20 protein-coding genes and 1 pseudogene are annotated in these 20,585 nt (G+C 62.5%); 11 read left to right on the top strand and 10 right to left on the bottom strand.

The genetic code is table 11. From position 1 onward, the window contains the following. Nucleotides 1–57: 57 nt before the first annotated feature. From NKJ09_RS21475 to NKJ09_RS21465, 3 genes are all read left to right on the top strand, one after another. The gene (locus tag NKJ09_RS21475; protein ID WP_352483566.1) at nt 58–1,458 is read left to right on the top strand and encodes a lipopolysaccharide biosynthesis protein; all 1,401 of its coding nucleotides are present in this window, start codon (nt 58–60) and stop codon (nt 1,456–1,458) included. Further along, entirely contained in the window at nt 1,458–2,738 is a 1,281-nt protein-coding gene (locus NKJ09_RS21470; RefSeq protein ID WP_023721052.1) for a GNAT family N-acetyltransferase, read from the top strand. The genes NKJ09_RS21475 and NKJ09_RS21470 overlap by 1 nt, the downstream gene beginning before the upstream one ends. Nucleotides 2,739–2,952: 214 nt before the next feature. Then, nucleotides 2,953–3,561: a hypothetical protein gene (locus NKJ09_RS21465; RefSeq protein ID WP_023721053.1), complete on the top strand. Its 609-nt coding sequence runs from the start codon at nt 2,953–2,955 to the stop codon at nt 3,559–3,561. A gap of 221 nt (nt 3,562–3,782) precedes the next feature. On the opposite strand, the gene NKJ09_RS21460 is transcribed toward NKJ09_RS21465, so the two are convergent. Both NKJ09_RS21460 and NKJ09_RS21455 read right to left on the bottom strand, forming a co-directional pair. Then, the gene (locus NKJ09_RS21460) at nt 3,783–4,520 is read right to left on the bottom strand and encodes an SDR family NAD(P)-dependent oxidoreductase (protein ID WP_352495603.1); all 738 of its coding nucleotides are present in this window, start codon (nt 4,518–4,520) and stop codon (nt 3,783–3,785) included. A gap of 154 nt (nt 4,521–4,674) precedes the next feature. Continuing rightward, entirely contained in the window at nt 4,675–5,490 is an 816-nt protein-coding gene (locus NKJ09_RS21455; protein WP_352495604.1) for an antibiotic biosynthesis monooxygenase, read from the bottom strand. Nucleotides 5,491–5,637: 147 nt separating this feature from the next. Between NKJ09_RS21455 and NKJ09_RS21450 the strand changes: the two genes are divergently transcribed. The 4 genes from NKJ09_RS21450 (at nt 5,638) to NKJ09_RS21435 (ending at nt 7,940) form a co-directional block, all read left to right on the top strand. Further along, nucleotides 5,638–6,069 (top strand): winged helix-turn-helix transcriptional regulator, encoded by a 432-nt coding sequence (locus tag NKJ09_RS21450; RefSeq protein WP_023721056.1) that lies wholly within the window; start codon nt 5,638–5,640, stop codon nt 6,067–6,069. 136 nt (nt 6,070–6,205) lie between these two features. Next, entirely contained in the window at nt 6,206–6,805 is a 600-nt protein-coding gene (locus NKJ09_RS21445; protein WP_352483534.1) for a hypothetical protein, read from the top strand. Beyond that, nucleotides 6,802–7,395 carry a hypothetical protein gene (locus NKJ09_RS21440; protein WP_023721058.1) on the top strand — a complete coding sequence of 198 codons (594 nt, stop codon included), beginning with the start codon at nt 6,802–6,804 and terminating at the stop codon, nt 7,393–7,395. Before NKJ09_RS21445 ends, NKJ09_RS21440 begins: the two co-directional genes overlap by 4 nt. Next, nucleotides 7,395–7,940, top strand: a complete 546-nt coding sequence (locus tag NKJ09_RS21435) for a hypothetical protein (RefSeq protein WP_023721059.1) — start codon at nt 7,395–7,397, stop codon at nt 7,938–7,940. The genes NKJ09_RS21440 and NKJ09_RS21435 overlap by 1 nt, the downstream gene beginning before the upstream one ends. Here NKJ09_RS21435 and NKJ09_RS21430 read toward each other — a convergent pair. Then, nucleotides 7,933–9,192, bottom strand: coding sequence for a hypothetical protein (locus tag NKJ09_RS21430; RefSeq protein WP_352483533.1), 1,260 nt, complete (start codon nt 9,190–9,192; stop codon nt 7,933–7,935). The genes NKJ09_RS21435 and NKJ09_RS21430 overlap by 8 nt on opposite strands. Before the next feature lie 529 nt (nt 9,193–9,721). On the opposite strand from NKJ09_RS21430, the gene NKJ09_RS21425 reads away from it, so the two are divergent. Next, on the top strand, nt 9,722–11,146 hold the full coding sequence (locus NKJ09_RS21425) for a tyrosine-type recombinase/integrase (protein WP_352763473.1): 1,425 nt from the start codon (nt 9,722–9,724) through the stop codon (nt 11,144–11,146). 372 nt (nt 11,147–11,518) lie between these two features. Here the strand turns inward: NKJ09_RS21425 and NKJ09_RS21420 are convergent, their stop codons facing one another. The 3 genes from NKJ09_RS21420 to NKJ09_RS21410 form a co-directional block, all read right to left on the bottom strand. Then, nucleotides 11,519–12,232 (bottom strand): HoxN/HupN/NixA family nickel/cobalt transporter, encoded by a 714-nt coding sequence (locus tag NKJ09_RS21420; RefSeq protein WP_352634314.1) that lies wholly within the window; start codon nt 12,230–12,232, stop codon nt 11,519–11,521. 21 nt (nt 12,233–12,253) lie between these two features. Beyond that, nucleotides 12,254–12,898: a DUF1007 family protein gene (locus NKJ09_RS21415; protein ID WP_352763471.1), complete on the bottom strand. Its 645-nt coding sequence runs from the start codon at nt 12,896–12,898 to the stop codon at nt 12,254–12,256. A gap of 112 nt (nt 12,899–13,010) precedes the next feature. Beyond that, a complete protein-coding gene (locus tag NKJ09_RS21410; protein WP_352763469.1) occupies nt 13,011–13,898 on the bottom strand; it encodes a class I SAM-dependent methyltransferase in 888 nt (295 codons plus the stop codon). Between the two features lie 146 nt (nt 13,899–14,044). Here NKJ09_RS21410 and NKJ09_RS21405 point away from each other — a divergent pair, with 146 nt between their 5' ends. Next, on the top strand, nt 14,045–14,632 hold the full coding sequence (locus NKJ09_RS21405; RefSeq protein ID WP_352763466.1) for a TetR/AcrR family transcriptional regulator: 588 nt from the start codon (nt 14,045–14,047) through the stop codon (nt 14,630–14,632). On the opposite strand, the gene NKJ09_RS21400 is transcribed toward NKJ09_RS21405, so the two are convergent. The 4 genes and pseudogenes from NKJ09_RS21400 to NKJ09_RS21385 all read right to left on the bottom strand — a co-directional run bounded on the left by NKJ09_RS21400 (nt 14,633) and on the right by NKJ09_RS21385 (nt 19,029). Beyond that, the gene (locus NKJ09_RS21400) at nt 14,633–15,157 is read right to left on the bottom strand and encodes a hypothetical protein (protein ID WP_352763464.1); all 525 of its coding nucleotides are present in this window, start codon (nt 15,155–15,157) and stop codon (nt 14,633–14,635) included. Nucleotides 15,158–15,301: 144 nt separating this feature from the next. Further along, nucleotides 15,302–16,518 (bottom strand): annotated as a pseudogene (locus tag NKJ09_RS21395) (MFS transporter). A gap of 102 nt (nt 16,519–16,620) precedes the next feature. Next, nucleotides 16,621–18,036, bottom strand: coding sequence for a chromate efflux transporter (gene chrA / locus NKJ09_RS21390; protein ID WP_352763463.1), 1,416 nt, complete (start codon nt 18,034–18,036; stop codon nt 16,621–16,623). Nucleotides 18,037–18,051: 15 nt separating this feature from the next. Next, on the bottom strand, nt 18,052–19,029 hold the full coding sequence (locus tag NKJ09_RS21385; protein WP_352763461.1) for a chromate resistance protein ChrB domain-containing protein: 978 nt from the start codon (nt 19,027–19,029) through the stop codon (nt 18,052–18,054). A gap of 104 nt (nt 19,030–19,133) precedes the next feature. On the opposite strand from NKJ09_RS21385, the gene NKJ09_RS21380 reads away from it, so the two are divergent. Both NKJ09_RS21380 and NKJ09_RS21375 read left to right on the top strand, forming a co-directional pair. Then, nucleotides 19,134–20,108: a Fe-Mn family superoxide dismutase gene (locus tag NKJ09_RS21380; RefSeq protein ID WP_352763459.1), complete on the top strand. Its 975-nt coding sequence runs from the start codon at nt 19,134–19,136 to the stop codon at nt 20,106–20,108. Beyond that, the gene (locus NKJ09_RS21375) at nt 20,105–20,575 is read left to right on the top strand and encodes a chromate resistance protein ChrB domain-containing protein (protein ID WP_352763456.1); all 471 of its coding nucleotides are present in this window, start codon (nt 20,105–20,107) and stop codon (nt 20,573–20,575) included. The genes NKJ09_RS21380 and NKJ09_RS21375 overlap by 4 nt, the downstream gene beginning before the upstream one ends. Nucleotides 20,576–20,585 lie beyond the last annotated feature (10 nt).

Genomic DNA, 20,585 nt, shown 5'->3' with positions numbered 1-20,585 from the left:
ATGTGTTTTCGCTACACGCATAGCCAGAAAAGAAGCGGAAAACGGAGTGTGATCGGGGTGCGCTTTTCCGCGGCGACGACAGCCGGGCGGTTCCTGCCGCAGCGCTTTGCGCTGCGCATAAGGCCGCTGCTTGGCCTGATCGATGCCGTGCTGTTCAGCGCCGGCGAGCGCGGCGAAGCCGGCCGCATGTCGCTGATCGCCTTTTCGGTCCGCATCGTCAGCGCCGTCATCGCCTTCGTCAGCCAGGTCTTGATGGCGCGCTGGATGGGCTCGTTCGAATACGGCATTTTCGTCCTCGTCTGGGTAACGATGGTCATCGTCGGCAACCTCGCCTGCCTTGGCTTCCACACCTCGGTCATCCGCTTCATTCCCGAATATCGCGAGCGCGGCATGCTGGCCGAATTGCGCGGCATCGTGCAGGCCAGCCGGCTGTTCGTGCTGGTTGCCTCGACGGTGATCGCCGGTCTCGGCGCGCTCGGCGTCTGGCTGCTGTCGTCCTATATCGAAAACTATTACGTCATGCCGTTCATCCTCGGCATCATCTGCCTGCCGATGATCGCCATGTCCGACCTTCTGCAAGGGCTGGCGCGGGCCAATTCCTGGGCGCTGTTTGCGCTGTCGCCGACATTTCTGGTGCGGCCGCTGCTGATTCTGGCGTTCATGGCGCTGATGCTGCTGGCGGGCTACGCGCCCGATGCCAAAACGGCGATCTTTGCCGCAATCGCCGCCACCTACGCCACCACGCTCGGCCAGCTCATCGGCGTCACCTCGCGGATGGACAGACGGATCCCGGCCGGGCCGATGAAGCTGCATTTCGGCCAATGGTTCATCGTCTCGCTGCCGATCTTCCTGGTCGAGAGCTTCTTCTTCCTGCTCACCAATGCCGACGTGCTGATGGTCGGCGCCTATCTCGAACCCAACGACGTCGCCGTCTATTTCGCCACCGTCAAGACGCTGGCGCTGGTGCATTTCGTCTATTTCGCTGTCAAGGCCGGCGTTGCCCAGCGCTATGCGCAGTTCACCCATGGCGAGCCGCACAAGCTCGCCGCCTTCGCCCGCGAAACCGTGTCGTGGACGTTCTGGCCGTCGCTGGCGATGGCGCTGCTGGTGCTGGCCCTGGGCGAGCCGATGCTGACCTTGTTCGGCCCGGAATTTGCCGCCGGCTATCCGCTGCTGTTCCTTTTGGTGTTCGGCGTCGTCGCCCGGGCCGCCGTCGGCCCTTGCGAAAGCCTGCTCACCATGAGCGGCAACCAGAACATCTGCGCCGCCGTCTACGCCATGACGCTGGCCTTCAACATCGCGCTCAGCGTCGTGCTGATCCCGCTCTTCGGTCTGTGGGGCGCAGCGATGGCCACCGTCTTCGCCATGATCTTCGAGGCCGGCGCGCTGTCCTTCACGGTCTGGCGCAAGCTCGGCATCGCCATGGTCATTTTCGTGCCCGCCAAAGGAGCCGCCTGATGGCTGCCGTCCCCTTGCTCGAGGAAACCAGCGGCGGCCCGGCCGGCGCCATGGTGTCCGGCCTTGCCGGGCTTGCGCGCGAAGCCGATCCCGCCCATGTCGAGATCCTCGCCAACAACCGGCCCGAGCGCAAGCTTGCCATCTATCCGGCCTCCGCCGGCTTCGACCTGGTCGAGGAGCTCGACTATCTCTGCACCCGCACGATCGAGCCGAACGTCTTCTTCAATCCGCGCTTCCTGGCTCCGGCCATGCCGAGGCTCGAGGACCGCGAGGTGCGGCTGGCGGTCATCCGCGACGGCGACCAGTATCGCAACCGGCTGCGCCTGCTGGTGCCGTTCTCGGTCGAGCGGCCGATGGTGCCGCTCGGGATTCCCGTCATGCGCACCTGGTCGAGCCCGTTCGGCCCGATCGGCACGCCGCTGGTCGATCGCGACGATCCGATCGGCGTCATCGAGGATTTCTTCTCGATGCTGTCCAGGCCGCATCTCAAGCTGCCGAAGGTCTTCGTGCTGCCCGACATAAGGCTGGATGGTCCGGTGGCGAGCCTGCTCGCCAGCGTCGCCGAGACGCGCGGCCTGACGCTGGTCACCACCGGCAAGGCCGACCGCCCGGTGCTCGAAAGCGAGCTCGACGGCGAGGCGTATCTGAAGGCTTCGCTGCGCGCCCACCATTATCGCGAGTTTCGCCGCCTGAAGCGCCGCCTCGCCGACCTCGGCCGGCTGGAGCATGTCGTGGCGCGCGGGCCCGACGAGATCCGCCACGCCATCGAAAATTTCCTGACATTGGAGGCCGCCGGCTGGAAAGGCCGCGAGCGCACCGCCATGGCCATCGACCGCTACCGCGCCGCCTTCGCCCGCGAGGCGGTGCACCGGCTGGCCGAGCAGGATCTTTGCCGCATCCATTCGCTGACGCTCGACGGCCGCACCATCGCCTGCCTGGTCGTCTTCGTCGAGGCCGGCGTCGCCTATACCTGGAAGACCGCCTATGACGAGACGCTCGCCGCCTATTCGCCGGGCACGCTGCTGATGATCGAGGTGACCAGGCAGCATCTCGACGACCCCAACATCATGATGACCGATTCCTGCGCGGTGCCCGACCACCCCGTGATGAGCCGGCTGTGGAGCGAACGCAAGCCGATGGGCACGCTGGTGATCGGGCTGACGCCGGACGCCGACCGCCCCGCCCGCCAGGCGGCCTCGCAGCTTCACCTCTACCGCGAGACCCGCAACATGGCGCGCCTGCTGCGCAACCGGATGAGAAGCCTGCTGCGGCGACGGTAGCGCATCGGGTCCAAAGGGGGACCCGGCCCAGCCGACCGTCTCCGCACCATCGACCTGCTCCGGCCTAGGTCGTCAGGGTTAATTCTCCCGATCAGCGGAAAGGATTAGCATCGACGCAGTCCCAACAGGGATGAGGCGATCAATTACGGCCGCGCGTCCAGCATCACTGCCGCCTCGGTCCTGCACGGCCAGAAGAAAAATCTGGGAGGAATGCATGACGAAAACAACTCACCTCAGGCGTCTCGGTATCCTCACATTGGCAGGTCTCGTCGGCGCGTGTCTGAACGCCGCCGCTCCTCGGGCCGCCGAACCCGACAAGGCCGAGATCGATGCCCTGCGTAAATCGCTGTCCAGGTATGAAGACTACAAGGTTGCCATTCGCGAGCTTTATCTGTCGACGGTTGGATGCGTCTTCTACAGCGGCGAAAAGGTAGAGGGAGCGATGGACTACCCGAAGGGCGCGATGGGCATCCATTTCGTCAACGTCACGACTGTCGGCCCGACCGCGGATCCGACGCGCCCCAATGTGCTGATCTATGAGCCGGTCGGCGGCGAATTGCGCCTGGTCGGTGTGGAATGGCTCGTGCCCTTGACGCCGGACACCAAGGAGCCGCCGAAGCTCTTCGGCCAGACATTCATGGGGCCTATGGAGGGGCATTATCCGCTCATCCCGAAGGAGTTCCACCACTACGACCTTCACGCCTGGCTGTTCAAGGAGAACCCGCTCGGAATGTTCAGCCCGACGAACCCGGACGTGAAATGCGACAATTATGCGTTTCCGATGCCGGAGCAGCCGACCAAGATGGTGCCGGGGCCGATGTGATAGCGGCTCGGGCTGCGATCCGCAGCTTGCCAGGAAGGGCTGCCGGATCTCAGACGTTATCCCAGAGGACGCTCCTGGGATAACGCCCAAGTAACCTCTCGAGGTTTCCCGGAAGAAAATGGTGCCCTCAGCCCGGATCGAACCGGCGACGCATCGGCAGCCTAGGGCAATTTCGCCATAGCGCATTCGCTGCGGGGCCGTTGGGCTCGCAGCGCGGTCGCCTATGACTTGGCGGGCATGGCTTGGACGAAAGCCGCCATCTGGCGTTCGAGCGCCTTGAACGCGCTGCCGCGCCAACTCTCGGCCATTGATGCCGATTTTGGATCGGGGAAAATTTCCTCCTCCCCTCGCGCCATGCCGTCCAGGATACCTTTCGCGACGCTCTCCGCGGAGCTCTTCGGTATGTCGGCGTCTCTGCTCATGTCGGTGTCTATGGGACCAGACAGGACCGCATGAACGCTCACGCCACGAGCGCCGGCGAGAGCACGTAGCGATTGCGTCATGGAGAACGCGGCGGCCTTCGACAGCGAGTAGGACGGAATAATCGGGAAGGGAACGAGGGCCGCTTCCGACAGGATGTTGACCACGGCGCCGCGCGAACGCGTGAGCAGCGGCAGCAATGCGTGGGTTACGCCGTGCACGCCGAGCAGGTTGACGGCGAGGTGTCGCTCGAGCGCAGCACGATCGCCGAGGTCGTCGTAGAGCCCGATGCCAGCATTGTTGATGAGGATATCGAGGGACCCGATCCGCTCGACAGCCGCCCCAATCTGCGCCGTATCGGTCACGTCCAGGATCAGCGGCGTGATACGCTGATCCGCGTGGGCGAGCGGTTTGCGCGCGCCAGCATAGACGCGCTTGGCACCCCGCCTCAATATTTCCTCGACCAGCGCCTTGCCGAGGCCGCGGTTGGCCCCGGTTACCAGAACGGCCTTGTCTGTGACTTCCATCGATTTTGGCACGGCGATCTCTCCTCCTACTTGCATGAATGCAAGCCATTCGTTCTTGCATCATGCAAGTAGGTTATAGGTTTCTGTTCCATGCTTGGATGCCGTCCCCCTTTGCGTTGCTCCAGGGCAGCCGGCACCGGCACCGTCGCCGGGCGAACCCTTGCAATCAGGACCCGACTTCCAATGTCGTGTAGGAGATCGGCGATGGGCGCTCCAGGAAGGCGCCGGTTATGGCCGAGACGAAATTCTTCGCGTCCGCCGAGCGTAGAAAAGCGTCGCGCTCCTGCTTCGATATCCAGCGCTCGACGCAGATCGTAACATGGGGCTCCGCCTCCGAGCGAAAGACGCTGTAGTCGATGCATCCGCTTTGCCTGCGGGCCGCCCCTGCTACGTCCCGCAGGGCATTCCGCACCTTGCTCTCGATGCCGGGCTTCGCCGCTGCCGTCGTCATGACGATCATCTCGGCGCCATCGCTCGCTGTCTTGCGCTCGAGGCCGATGTTCTCGTTTTGCGGCACGACCGTTGGATTGGCGTTCTCTTCGCCCTTGTTGGGCTGCCCCTTGCCCGTCGAAATCAGGTCGCGAAGACTCGCGACATAGAAGCGCCAGGAGTCATGGCAGACGTCGTAGCATTCTTCACTCGGCTTCAGCCCGACATGGGTGAAGCGCAGCTCGGTACCCTTGTCGGTCGGCGCGATCTCGAAGACCACGTCCGTGCCGGTCCACTCGGTCGCATCCTTGACGAAGTTGAAGTAGTTCTGGACGACGTGCCAGACGACCTTCTTGCCGGGCACAAGCTCCGTAACCTTGAAGGTGCCGCGGTGGATATCCTTGAAGTGATAGTAGAATATCGCACCGAGCTTGTTGGTATCGCCGTCGATGTCTTCGGACCACCAGGCGCGCGGATTGACAACCGCCGCAAAAACCTCTTCCGGGCTTTGCTCAACGACAAATGACGTCGTGTAATCTTCATCCTTTTTCATGACATATCTCCTGTCTGGATCCGACGGTTGATGGGCACCCAAGTCTCGGGCGATGAAGTGAGCGACGCTCTCTCGAGCTCCATCGCTTGCATCATGCAAGCACAATGCATACTTGCATGATGCAAGTCAACAGGGTATGTTCACGCCATGCTTGGTCGTCTTTATGAAAAACAGAACTGCTCGGCCTCACGCGCCCTGGAGCTGGTCGGCGAGCGCTGGAGCCTGTTGATCCTGCGCGACGCGATGTTCGGCGGCTACACGCGCTTTTCGCAATTCCAGAAGAGCCTGGGGATTGCCACCAACATCCTGGCCAAGCGCCTCGAGGATTTCGTCGAGGCCGGCCTGATGGACCGTCGTCCGGGTGCCGCCGGCGAGCAGGCCGAATACGTCCTGACCCGAAAGGGGCTGGAATTCAAAACGGTCATCATCGCGCTGACCGAGTGGGGCGACAAATGGGTGCGGCCCGGACCCATCTTCTACTGCGACCAATCCGACGGCAGGCCCGTCGAGGTGCAATTGCGCCGCGCCGACAATGGCAAGCGGGCCGATTTCGCCGACGTCGTGGCGGCCCTCCGCTAGGCACGGCGGCGGGTCCGGCCCGCAGCACGATCCAAGACGAAGCTGTTTCGAATTGTGCCATAAATGTTACCGCATAGCTCACCTCTCCAGGTTGCATCTGTGGCTCGGGTCTGGTGGATAGTCCGCGGGAGGAAACATGTCCGTCGGACAGCGATCGACTTTGCGGCAGCGTCTTTTTGCGTTTCTCGTCGCCGGCCTTGGTGGCCTCGCGGCGGCCGCCGCGTCATTCGCAATGACGGTGTATGAAGCATCCAACTCGCGGCCAACTCCAACGGTCGCAGCCGGCGAGCCCATCGACACCGGGCGCTGGGTTATTACGTTTCGCGGTGCCCGAACCGGCTCGGTTCCGCCGACGGTAACCGAGCCGTCCCAGCCGAAGACCTTTTTGATGGTCGAATTCGACCTCGACAACCGCTCGGCGGCGACCAGCAACGCCTTCGCGTCCATGTTTGACATCGACCCGCCGATCACGGACGTGCAGGCGCCGGCCTTCTATCTTGCACGCGACAAATGGATCGCAAGCGGCGTCCATCCCGGCATACCGGAACACATGATCGCCGCCTGGGAGTGGCCGAAGGCGCAGCCGCTGCCGCAGGATCTGCGTCTCGTGGTGGGCAGCCAGATCTACAAGCGGCGTGACAATCTCTACGGCGGCTCGGGCTGGTTCGATCGCGATCCGGTCGCGATCGTGGCATTGCCGGTAAAGACCGAAATGGTCGTCGGGCCGGGGCAATGAGAACAGGTCTCAAGGAAACCGGCGCAATCATCTTCGCGGCGGCGATCCTCTACGCAATGCAGCGGACTACCCCGCTCTACAGCAACATCACCTCGCCCGTCTCGATTGCTGGCGAGCAGGGTAAGCGCACCGACGCACGCGCCTTCGCGCTGGCCGTCGGCGACGTGCATCTCGCGCGTACCGTAAGGATCGAGCGCTTTGGCCAGACCCGGACCTACACCACTTCCGGGGTCTGGGTCCTGGTCGAGGCCGCCGCCGAAGCAAAACGCGAGAGCCTGACCCTGACCTCCGCCGAATGGCTCGGCCCGAGCGGGTTGCGCTATTCTCTCAGCCAGCGCATTTCCACCATGCCGGCAATGCTGCCGGCAGAGCGGCTGGAGCCGGGACTGCCAAAGCCCGTGCTCATGGCTTTCGAAGTCCCGGAAAACGAACTTGCGGGCGGAACCGTGCTGGTCGCGCCATCGGCATTCACACCGCTGGGTGAAGAGGTCCGGGTGGCAATCACCGAACTTGCGGTGGGCGACATCCCTGGCGCCGTGACGATCCGCCGGAGCGATGGCCCGATGCCTTGGACGCTGGAGACCGAGTGATGGCGGAGGCCATTTCCCGTGCCGAGAGACGCCGCTACTGGCTGAGCCTTGCTGGGCTGGGCTTCGCTCTGCCGGTTGCAGTGCTGGTGCATTCCTGGGAAAGCCTGGAGGCATGGCGATCCGGTAGCGACCGCGACCCGATCGCGGTCGACAGGGGTGAGTCGCAGCGCTACGCCGGGGCCGAATGGCGGCTGACAACGCTGTCGCGCCTGCCCGGCGGCTCGGCAGATGAAGCCGTCGTGCTGGCCGAATTCGAGGCGAGGATCGAGGATCCTGGTCTCCTTGCAGAAAGCCCCTGCGCCGTTGTGCTCACAGACGCCGAAGGCCGCCGCTGGCTGCCTGCCTTCCTGACCCGGCCCGTCGTGCGCAAGATGCAGCCCGAGGCAGCCGACAAGCCCCGCTGCGGCGGGCTGGCCTTCCAGGGCGCCGGCACGCACGGCACGGCGCGCATGGCCGAGACTTTCGTCATTCCGGCGACGGCAAGCGGCCTTGCGCTGTCGGTCACGCTGGCGAACGCCAGGCCGCGCCATCTGCTCTTCAGGTAGCGACCCTCAGCGGCTGCCGTTGCGCCGCCACCGCAAATTCAAGCACCGCCGCCAGCAGCGCGATCCTCAAGGCGTCGAGCACTATGCCGCCGTCAAGATCGCTCGGACTGCCGATGAACACGCTGGCGAAGCTGAAGACGACCTGCCATGTATCGAGGTCTGGCGCGCCGAGCGTCCGCGTCGCGCCAAACCACAGCCAGGCGCAAAGCCAGCCGATCAGCCGGTAGGCGACGACGAAGGTGAGCAGCGTCGCGAGTCCTGCGCCGAGCGTGAGCTTGAGACAGGCCCAAATCGGCGCATAGCGCGAGCGGTAGCCGCCGAGGAAATGCGTGATGAAGTCGCTCAACCATTTGCGCCAGGTGGACCCGCGCGACGGCGGCGGCGCGGCCGCTGCCGAAGCGGCCGTCAGCTCGTAGCCGTTGATGATCGCCGCCATGACCAGCCAGACCATTGGCAGAAGCGCATAGAAGAACAGGCTTTGCGCCTGTTCCAGGATGCCGGGCTGCCTGAACTCGACCGGCGTGAAGCCTTCGGCAGCGTGAGCGGCGATCGACAGGACAAGCGATCCTGCGCCCATGCTGAGTTCGCTGCGCAACGCACTAGCCCCGATCCAGGTGATGAACTCGTCCTTCCAGATATCGAGCGCATAGAGCCCGATAAAAATCCAGCTTGCATCCGCCGCCACGACGAGCAGCCGCCAGTAAGGCCTGCGCGCGCCTTTGTTCATGCGCTTCGCGAACCAGCGGACCAACCAGCAGCCGACAATCGACGCAATGAGGCCGCTGGAGCGCAGCAGGCCGAATATGTCGGCGCTTTCTCCCAGCGGAATGCGTTCGAGCGCCAGCCGCGAATATTCTCGCACACTGTCGCCGAGGAATCCCCATGCGGCGTAATAGGCGAAGAAGGGCAAGATGGCGGCCGCGGTCACCGCCAGCAAGTGGTCGGCGGGCTGGGACGTTTTCTCCTGTTTCGCACCGCTTGCCGACATTTGGCGAAGCGAGGCGAGTGCCGGCAGTCCCGGACGCAGGGCGACGAACATCGCCACGATGACCAGAAGCTTCGTCAGCACCACCAGCGAAAGCACAACCATCCCGCCGAGGGGATTGACGAGGCCCACCGTGACTGCCGCGTTGAGCAGGAGGTCGCGCGCTACATAGCCGATGGCGCCGAGAAGCAGCAGTTGCGGCCAGAAGCGGGCAATAAGACCCACGGTAAGGGAAAGAGGCCTGACAATATCGTCGGTCGTTGTCATGCCATGTGCATAGCCGAGCAAGACCGGCGCCTCAATCCACGGAATGTCCGGTTCGGCTATACCAGCTGACCGCGGAGTTGGCGGCGCATCCCTCGTGATGGCGGGGACCGCAGCACGCCCGATTGCGGTGGTGAGGAACGCCCAATTGCGCTTGGGTCTAGTCCGCGCACCGTTCAGCGGAAGCTTGGGCAGCTTGCGGCAACAGGCAAGACGCAACCATTCGATGCCGTCGAGGGCGTCGTGGACGATCCCACCGACGCCCTTGGGTTTAATAAGAAGTGGCGTGGGAATTTAAGAAATGGTGCCCCTAGCCGGGATCGAACCAGCACTCCTTGCGGAACTCGATTTTGAGAGGCCGGATATGCCCTATCCTAAGTTTATCCGGCGGTATCCAATTGTACGATAACCGATTGTAGACACTAGCTTTTTCGGCTCGTCCAATCATCCATACCTAACCGGATATACGCCACGGTTTGATTTCTGGCTGCACCTATTCTGCACCTGAAATCGACTTCAACGGAGGTTAGGCATGCCCAAAATCAAGCTCAACAAGACAATCGTCGATGCCGCGATGGCTGACCAGGAACCCTACGAACTTCGCGACACAGTCATACCTGGGTTTTTGCTGAAGGTCACCCCAACCGGACGCAAGGTATTCATGGTGGCCTACGTCGCATCCAATGGGCAGCGGCGCAAGCCGGCGATCGGGCGCTTTGGCGAAATCACCGTGGAACAGGCTCGAACGATTGCCCAGAACTGGCTCGCCGACGTCCGCAAGGGCAAGGACCCGAGCGCCGAACGCTCCGCCATGCGAAAGGCACCGACAGTCAAGGAACTCTTCGACCGGTTTATCGACGACTACTCGGAAAGCCGAAACAAGCCCTCGACCGTCAAATCCAACCGGGGCTATGGGAAGCTCTACATCGTCCCGCACCTCGGCCAGATAAAGGTGCCCGACGTTACGCGGGCCGACATCGCTAACCTCATGAAGAAAATGTCGAGGGCCCCGACAAACGCGAACCGCGTCCTCGCGGCCGTCCGAAAGATGTTCAACATGGCCGAGGTCTGGGGAATGCGGCCCGACGGGTCGAACCCATGCCGACATGTTCCCAAGTTCCCGGAACGGGGAAAGACAAGGCTGATCACCGATACGGAACTGAAGCTCCTCTACGCCTACCTCGACAAGGCCGAAACCGAGGGCCTGGAGCATCCCTTCATCCTCCTCGCAGTCCGGCTCCAATTTGAGTTCGCCGCGCGCATGTCGGAGATCCGGCAACTCGAATGGGCTTGGGTCGATCTCGACAACCGGCGCATCGAATGGCCGGATAGCAAGACCGGCGTTATGTCCAAGCCGATGAGCGCGGAGGCGGCCCGGCTGTTCGGGACGGCCCCACGCTTCGAGGCCTCGCCCTTCGTCTGCCCATCAATCTTCGATCCAAACCTCCCGATGTCGAAGCACACCTACTATCACGGCTGGAAGCGCATCCTTGAGCGGGCCGGCCTGCCGCACATCGGCACGCACGGCATCCGACACCGCTCGGCAACCGACATCGCCAACTCCGGCGTGCCGGTGAAGGTCGGCATGGCGCTCACCGCGCATAAGACTGTCACCATGTTCATGCGCTACGTCCACACCGAGGATGACCCAATAAGGGCGGCCGCCGAGGCCGTGGCGCAGAGGCGTCTGACCCTGATCGGTGGCGCGCCAGCAGTCCCAGCCCCAACGCTCATTCCCGAGCCAATTATCGCGCCCCCCACCATCGCCCCCGAGCCCGCTGAAGCGCTGACCCAGGCGGCAGATCAGAAGCCGCTCGGTCTTGTCGACGGCAAATACTCCTCACGCACCAAGCTCGGAAATTACAGGCCGTTCCGCCATCGTAACGGCCAGAACCGGGCAGTGCCTCCCGGAACCAGGCGCGCAGACGGTGAGCAGGAGTCCTCCCGTTTCGAATAAGCCAACACAGCAACGCTGGCCGGCGCCGGACATCCTCTGTCGCGCGCAATTCGTGGATGCGCAGGGTCGATCTGGTTCGTCGATACCGAAGCGGCGGCTCGCTATCTCGCTTTGGAGGCCCACACTCTGGAATGCTATCGATCGCTGAGCGGCGGCCCGTCCTTCCATAAGTTGGGCAAATATGTCCGCTACGCGATCGACGACCTCGACGCCTGAGCAGCCAGTTGCTGGCGGGTGACGACTTTCTCCCCGCGGCGCCGCGCATCCCCGCACAGCGTTGACACTCTCCGCCACCCACGGAGGACAGAAATCGCTACAGCGGAGTTCGACAGGGTGCAGCGCTCCTGCACCGACAGTCGTGTCTTCGTCAAATCATCGAAGCAAGATTTCGTGGATCGCGAGGGCGATCAGGGCAGCGCCAGCCAAGCCCTCGATAGAGCGGGTGATCGCTTCGAACAGACGCGACCTGCCTTCGACAAACCACACTAGGCGTTCGCGCAGTAGGATCGAGAGAATTGCGACGGCTGACAGCGTGATCGCCACGCCAATCATCATCGTGCCGGCGAACAGGATGCCGGCCGCCGGCACGCCGCGCGCGATAGCAAACGTCATGACGAACAGCGTGAGCGGACAGGGAATCAGTCCGGCCATGACTCCGACGGCTTCGCCTTCATGCTTGTGATGATGCCCATGGCTGAGTGCCCGCCACAGCATCCATAGGCCGATCAACCCAAGCAGTCCGCGGCTGATGTCTTCCAGCAGAGGAGCGCGGCCAACACTCCCTAGGGCGATTGAGACAAGCGGCAAGGAAAGGACCGCAATCAGAACCGCTGTTGTCACATGGGTGATCGATAGGGTTGTCGATACGAGGAGGCCTCGAGAAACCTTTGCGTCCGAACCCGCCAGATACGTGGCCAGGACCGCCTTGCTATGGCCCGGCGTCAGCGCGTGCGCCGCACCGAACAGAATGCCCATGGGCAGAAAGGCCGTGAAGGCCAGCCAATCGCCGCCGGCCGAAAGCAGTTTGATCTGCTCGGCAAGCGCCAGGTAGATCGTGCGCTGGAACTCGACCAGCATCTGGAACATGGCCATCGAACCGGCTCCGCTTCAGCCGCAGGTCAGTTCGAGGCGTGTCGCGAAAATCTTGCCGAGATCAGTCCCCGTCGGGTCACTGAAGAACGCGTCTGTCAGGCTCTTCTGGTTCTGCGCGAAGGCCGTGTCCGGATCTGGACGCACGACCGCGCGTGAGCAGCCTTCAGGCAGGCCAGCCACAGCAATCTTGTCGTCGTCGGTAAAATCGATCGCCGTGTAGAAGGTCGGATCGTATACGCCGATGCTGACTTTTCCAGCTAGGGCCAAAGGGTCCTTCGGCTGCGTTTCGAACTGGACGACGAGTTGATCTTTTTCATAGCTGACGCTGAAATTCGGCGGTGGCGCCATTGTCACGTCCTTGCCGTTCAAGGTCACCATCTGAAAGTAATTATACTCGGCCAACGATGCATGGACGGTGAGAGCGACTTCATCGAGTTCCTTGGCATCAAGGACAAGGTCGGAATTCTTGTCGAATTCCATCAGCACAGTGCTGGAAAAGAGGTCGTCGAAACGCCAGAGATGCCGAAGCGATTTGACCGTGTGGTCTGAACCAACGGTCAGGTCCAGCATCGCTTCGGCAAACACATGCGGATGGGCGTTCGCCGCCGCGGCGGAAGCGAGCAACAGCGCCGCGCCTGATACTATGCCCGTCAGCTGCATTTTTCGCTCACATTTCGCTCGTCGATTCCGGATCAGGTACACCTGCCATTGCAAGCAGGCCGAAATGGGACATACCAGAACAGATCGTCGTGCAGCTAGCGTCTGAGCATGATCACCGCGACGCCTGGCCTGGTTGGTCCTTGTTCGTCGTCGCGCGAATGTAATTCAGGTTCTTGGTTCCGACGGCGCCGATATCGCTGACCTGGAATCCGCTCTCGGTCAACAGCGAGGCGACCGACTGCATATCGACATGACCATGCTTGTGGAGCCTGGGCAATCCAGACTTGCGCACCGGCCTGCCGAAATCGATGAGCAACAGCCTGCCTGCTGGCTTCAGGACGCGTGCCGCCTCGCGGATGAAGGCCGATCGAACCGGCTTCGACAGGTGATGCAGCATCAGCGTGCCGACGACGATGTCGAATTGCGCGTCCTTGAAGGGAAGCTCCTGCGCCGTCCCGTTGACGAAAGTCAGATCGAGAGCGGACCGCTCGGCCTTGGCGCGCGCCCGCTCGATCATTTCGGCCGACGCATCGACGCCGGTGACGCTTCCGTCCGAACCGACCAGCCGCTTCGCGGCAATGGCAAGGGTTCCAGTGCCGCAGGCGACATCGAGCATCGCTTCGCCGGGCTGGAGCTTTGCCGGGCGAAGCATGAGCTCGCGAAAGCGGCCCTCGCGGCCGAAGGTCAGAGCGCGCGCAAGCAAATCATAAGCCGCCGCCCGGTGCAGGACGATGCCGATGCCCCTGTCGCTCGCGCCGTGCGCACCATTGCCAACGAGCCCCCTGTGACGCAAGCTGCCCCACAGCGCCAATCCCGCGATCACCGCAAGGACGAGACCGTGGAATGCCGCCGTCCAGGCGCCGGCCTGAATATAGCCCATGCCCAATTTGGCGAGGACGAGGAAGCCGGCGACCAGCGACAGCTTGGCAAGCAGGGCCAACGCAATCACCCTCTTGCGCGAATGCGGTCCGTTACCGGAGTGATGATCAGATGAGTGCATGTCTGGCCACCTTCTGCTTCATTGCGGCGTGCCCAAACCCGATTTGAGCTCCTGGACTTGGCGTATCATAATGGACACAATGTCTGGAAATGCTGTTGCCGGACATTGGACCGCCGAATGTCCCAAACCGGGCACTGCAGAGAGCCATGGCCATGAAAATCGAACGTGCGGGCGAGCGGAACACGATCGATCGACGCGTCGCGCGGACGCGCGGCCTGCTGCAGGACGCGCTCATCGCCCTGATCCCGGAGCAGGGATATGCTGCCATCACCGTCGATGACATTTGCCAGAGGGCCAATGTTGGCAGGTCGACCTTCTATACCCACTATCCCGACAAGGATGCTCTGCGCAGCGCGACCATCGAGGCGCATCTGCGGTCGATCGGCCGCAGGCGCGAGGCGGCAAGTCAAGAAACAGATAGCCGTCTGTTCGAGTTCAGCCTGCCCATGTTCGAGCACGCACATGACTTCCGACCGCTTCACCACGCATTGCTTGCAAGCAGCGGCGATACGATCCACGACGAATTGCGTGAGCGTATCCGGCGAGCCGTCCGGGACGAACTAATCGAGAAACGGATCGGCGATCACGGCATGCCTGCCGAATTCGCCATTCAGTTCATCGCCGGCGCATTTCTTGCGGTCCTCGCCTGGTGGGTCACCACCGACATGAACCTTTCACCGGCACAGGCAGACGACCTGTTCCAGAGAATGGCGGGAAAAGGCATCGGCGCCTGACTAGTCGTCGGCTATCGAGCTTGCAATGATCTCCGATCGCCCCATGTCGACCGGCGATGTCAAATGGACAAGCTGTTTTCGATTGCCTGCAATCAATATGTAAAGTTTGGAGACCTGATCTCCATTCCGGTCCTCGCTGATTTTTTCGGCGTCCGTCCGGGCGAAGAAGCGTTGCTCGAATGTCGCGCGGTCGATGTCGAACAGCCTGACTGAACAGGTCTGCACGGCCTTGCCTTCCAAGGTTGCCTTGGTCACCGCGATTATGGTTCCGGCAGGTAGATCGTTGCCAGTCACCGCCCACCCTTGAAAGGCCTCCACGTCATCGATTGGAGCAAGCGCTGCGTCACCGGATAGCGGTGTCCATCCACGCGTCTTCGCCACAGCGGCGGTTCGCTCGAAGTCGGGGCCATGGACAAGACAGGTTTGGTGAAAAGCTTCTAGCCCCAGATCGACATTGTCGGCATACACCGGCGTCGATATCAGGCAGACGCCTGCGAACGCAAAAGCGAAGAGAGCTTTCGACATATCAGTCACACCTCTCGCTGAAGAGCGAGCACCGGTACGAATAGATGGAGCCATTGGTACGCTGGTCAAGCGGTCGCCAAGGCCTCGACCTGCAGAATGACGTGGCGCGTGCCGCTCATGTTGGCTCGGGCATGCTGCGGGCTGCTACGGCCCATCTCGTCGTTCCTCCGGCGGACGAACCTTGCGGAACATTGCAAGCAGAAGGATGTCGTAGACAATCTTCAAGGCGCCGGCGATGAGCAACGGCCAACCGAAGCCGGACATTGCGAGCAGCGAGCCGGCAAGCATCGGGCTGACGGCTGCCGCGAGGCTGCGCGGGACAGCGGTGACACTCGCGGCTGCCGCCCGCTCACCAGGCGATACCACAGCCAGGACGTAAGAGGTGCGGGTCGGCACATCCATCTGCGACAAAGCGCTCCTGATCAGCAGAAGCACGATAACGGGACCGAGGCTCGGCATGAAGGGGATGAGCAAAAGGCAAAGACTGGATGGCAGGTGTGTGAACACCATCGTGTTCACCAGCCCGATCCGTTTAGAGATTTGCACGGCCACCAGATACGACCCAGCCGAAAGGATACCCGTCAAAAAGAAGATTGCGCCCGTCGCAGCGAGCGATAGCCCGAACCGTTGGAAAAGCCAAAGAGCCATCAACGACTGGACCACGAAACCGCCCGCAAAAGCGTCAAGGCTGAAAAGTGCAGCGAGCGTGAGGACGATGGTTCGAGATTTGCGTAGCGGTTCCGCCGGTACCGCACTCGCATCGAGCGGCTCATCCGGCAGTTTCCGATAAAGGAGCAGCGCTCCGAGTCCCAGAAAGGCATAAAGCAGGAAGGCGATCTGGAGAGCTTGCTTGATGTCCAGGCCGACAACCTGGCGGAGAATGTCGGGGGCTCCGGCCGCAAGAGCACCGACCGCCCCTACAAGCGAGCCGACAAGGCTGTAGCGCGCAAAGAGCGCGGTGCGGTCGCGGTCCGTCACACTATGGGCAAGTTGCGCATGCTCCAGCGGCAGAAACACACTGACGTCGCCCGAGGATGGGTTCAACGTTCCCACGAATGCGACAAGGAGCAGCGGCCAGAAATCCTGAACCAACGCGAAGGCGCTCCCCGTAACGACCATCAGGACGGCAGCTGCGATCAGCAGGGAGCGGCGAGAGAGTGTGCGACAAACCCGACGGTCAAAGTGAGCGCCGCTGAACCAGCGAGCGTCGCTGTGGCGAGAACCCCGATCTTGAAAGGGCTGAAACCAAGAGTGGCCAAATAGGCGGGAAGCAGAAGACTGACGAGTCCGTCGCCGAATGCCCTCAATCCCCTGGACGTCAACAGAAGGGCAGCTGCCGGCCTGGCACCGGCAGGCAGCAGCGAAAACCTCTGTTTGACCGCTGGTTGGCGCGAAGCATTCGTCGGCGTCTGGGCTGTCACGGGATGCCTCCTGCCGCAGAGTGGTTGCGCCTATGGCACTGCTTAAATCGATCCCGTGGCAACGCCATAAAGCACGCCCAGGACAGAGCATGTCGCGAGCACGGGGATCATACCGATCTTGAAACGAAACACAGCCAGCAGCGCACCGACTGTCAGCACCAGCGACGGCAGGTTGACGGAGCTGAATACTGGCACATCAACCGTCGTGCCCAGCCAGCTGACCTCACGCAGTTCGCGGAACAGCACATGAAGCGCGAACCATATCGCCAGGTTCAGGATCACACCGACCACCGCCGCCGTGATGGCAGACAGCGCTGCCGACAGGGCCTTGTTGCTGCGCATCGTCTCCATGAACGGCGCGCCGAGGAATATCCACAGGAAGCACGGAACGAAGGTTACCCACGTCGTCAGCAGACCGCCGAGTGTTCCGGCGACCAGCGGGCTGAGCATTCCTGGCGCCCGGTACGCGCCCATGAAACCGACGAACTGGGTGACCATGATCAGCGGACCGGGCGTGGTCTCGGCCATGCCGAGGCCGTCCAGCATTTCTCCTGGCTTGAGCCACCCGTAGTGCTCGACACCTTGCTGAGCGACATAGGCGAGCACTGCATAGGCGCCGCCGAAGGTGACCATCGCCATTTTCGAGAAGAAGATCGCGATGTCGGTGAAGACATTGCCTTGCCCAAGAAACACCAGAAGTGCCAGGACCGGCACGAACCACAGCAGCAGACATACCGCTGCGATCTTCAGCGACCAGCTGACGGATGGCCGGGTATGCACAGGCACCCCTTCGCCAAGCGCCGTATCAGCGTCGGCAACCTGCTTGCCGCCGACTTTGCCATGTCCGTTGCCCGACTGGAATGCAGCCCACCCTGCCCGTCCCCCGACGTAACCGATCACACCCGCAGCCAGGATGACCAGCGGGAATGGCGCGTGGAAGAAGAACAGAGCAATGAAGGCCGCCGCCGCAAGCCCGATCATGGCATTGTTCTTGAGCGCCCGTCTGCCGATCCGCAACACCGCTTCGAGCACGATGGCAAGGACCGCCGCCTTCAAGCCGAAGAAGAGGGCCTGAACTGCGCCGACATTGCCCAAGATTGCATAGATCCAGCTCAACGCCATGATGGCGATCGCACCAGGCAGCACGAACAGGATACCGGCGACGAGGCCGCCTCTGGTCTTGTGCATGAGCCAGCCGATGTAGATGGCAAGCTGTTGTGCCTCCGGTCCGGGCAGCAGCGTGCAGTAATTGAGCGCATGCAGGAACCTGGTCTCGCCGATCCAGCGTTTTTCCTCGACGATGATGCGGTGCATCATGGCGATCTGACCGGCCGGACCGCCGAAGCTGAGAGCGGCCACACGCGCCCACACCCGCGTGGCCTCAGCGAACGAAATGCCATGACCGGGCGTGTCGTCTGGTCGGTTCGGTGCTGTCACGGTGCTCTCTGCATTGGCCATGGTTAGTTCCTCGGATCAGCCGCGCTTCGAGCGGAAATATCGATAGAGGTTGTCGAATACCGAAGCGCCCTCGGCGATCCGTTGCTCGTCACGGGCATTCGCCATGGCGATCCCGGCTATCAGGCTGGCGATGCCGGTAGTTTCCTCGCGATTGAACTTGGCGTCCTTGAGATCAATATCGTGGACGACCTCGGCGATCGCCTGCAAAGCCGCATCCGTAATGCCGGCGCGGGCCAGCAGCACCTCGAAGCTGCAGCGGTCACCCTCATGGGTGATTTCGCCCTCGAACATGTCGAAGCGCAATTCGCCCTCCTTTGGCACGTATCCCTTGCCAGCGACGAAGCGGATTGTTGCATCGGCATCGATGAAGCGACGGATCAGCCAGCTGCAGGCGATGCGGTCGACATGCACGTCCCGGCGCGTGACCCAGGTCCGGCCCTGGAGTTCACCCGGCTCGGCCGCCTTCTTCGGTTCCTTGGTCATGGCGTTGTCCTCTATAAGCTGTGCCTCGAGCTCGGCGATCAGTCCCTCGACAGCAAGGCGCCCGCTGGCGCCGAAAAAATCGATCGTCACGACGTCGGCGAGCCGCTTGCGCAAGCGGCCGAGTTGCGGACGCGCTTCCGCATGTTTTTCCGATGTCGCGTCGGTCTTGATCGCTGCGGCCAGATCGCGCGCTTCCTTGACGATGTCCGCATAGTCGGCGTCACGGGCTGCGTCGAAGAGCCCGCGGACCTGGGTGTCGGACAAACCATCGACGAGGCGCGCCTCGCACATCATCGCCTCGCCGCCGCCAGCGACGATCTCCTTGAGAAGCCATTCGAAATCCTCCTGCATCTCGGCATTGGCCGGCAGCGCGTAAACGGTGCTTTTGACTGCGACTGCGCCGATGCCTTGCAAGCGTCGCCAGATCTTCACCCGGAAGTAGGCGGGCTTGCTTGGCAGCTGATGGATCAGGAGCAGCCAGCGCTGCTCCTGTGATTGCCCCTCACTCATAAGTGAACCGTATCACGGACAAAGCTAAATGCAACACTTGTATCATTTTTCATTCGGGCATAGCGTTCGCCTCCTCACGGATAGCCGTGCCGAGGGGGAAACCGATGCCACACCAAATCATGCCGTTGCCGTTCAAGCCGCCTCGCCTCGTCGGCCTCTCCGAGAGGCTGTTGGCAAGTCACTACGAAAACAACTATGGCGGTGCCGTTCGTCGCCTCAACGCCATCGAACAGCGGCTCGACGGGCTCGACTGGAGCGCGGCGCCAGTTTTCGATATCAACGGTCTGAAACGCGAAGAACTGGTCGCTGCCAATTCAGCGGTCCTGCACGAAATCTATTTCGACGGACTCGGTGGCAGCGGCGATGCTGGAGGCGATCTCGCTGCGGCTCTGGAGCGAGACTTTGGCAGCGTGGCCTCCTGGCGCGCCAAGTTCATGGCCTGTGCCAAGGCGCAGGCAGGAGGCTCGGGATGGACCCTGCTGACCTGGTCGGAGCGGCGCGACCGACTGACGATCCAATGGGCGGCGGACCACACCAACTGTCTTGCCGGCGGCATGCCGATCCTTGCGCTCGACATGTACGAACATGCCTACCACATGGATTTCGGCACCAAGGCCGGCGCCTATGTCGATGCCTTTATGAAGAACATCCATTGGGAACGGGTCGCTGCCCGCCACCGGCGAGCCGTCGCGAAGCGTGATCCTTCAACAGGATCAGCATCGGACGACGCGGTTCCAGCGATCGCGCCAGAGGAACTGCGTGCGCGTCTCGATCGAGGAGAAGATCTCGTGGTGCTCGACGTCTGCCTCGCCGAGGATCTGGCAAAACGCAGCGATATGCTGCCGGGGGCCAAGCTGCGAGCACCCGAGAAGATCGCCGATTGGGCGGGCGAACTGCCCAAAGACAGACCGGTCGTCGTCTATTGCGTCTATGGCTTCCAGGTCAGCGGCGACGCTGTCGCCGAACTGCGTCGCCGCGGCGTCGATGCAAGTGCGCTTTCAGGCGGCATTGCCGCCTGGCATGCGATCGGCGCGCCAACCGTCCCTCTGGTAATAAGCGAAGAAAGGATTGTGCCATGAAATGGGTAACTCGCGAACGTCCGGTGATCGACCGCATCGCCTGCCCCTGGCTGATTGCGCGCTTTATCGACAAGGAACCTGAGTTCCTCTTCGTGCCGCCCGATCAGGTGATCCGCGTTGCCCAGGAAACGGGTGCCACGCCTTACGACGTGCCCGGCGTCGAATTCACGCATGTTGGCGACGGCTGCAGTTTCGACACCTTTGTTTCCAAACATGGGCTCGAGCGCGACCCGGCAATCGTGACCATCGCGGCGATCGTGCGCGGCGCCGACACGGACCGGCACGATCTCACGCCGCAATCGGCGGGGCTGCTGGCGATCTCCATGGGTCTGCGCGACCTGACGCCCGACGACCACGAGGTGCTGAAGCACGGCTTCGTCATCTACGACGCGCTCTACGCGTGGGCTTCGGGCCGCAAGGCGGAAACGCATACCTGGCCACCCGCCATCAAGCCGGCGGCCGCATGACGAATTGGGC

It is taken from the genome of Mesorhizobium sp. M0189, from assembly GCF_040322135.1.
Lineage (GTDB): Bacteria > Pseudomonadota > Alphaproteobacteria > Rhizobiales > Rhizobiaceae > Mesorhizobium.
This window is presented reverse-complemented; position numbering and strand designations above follow the sequence as displayed.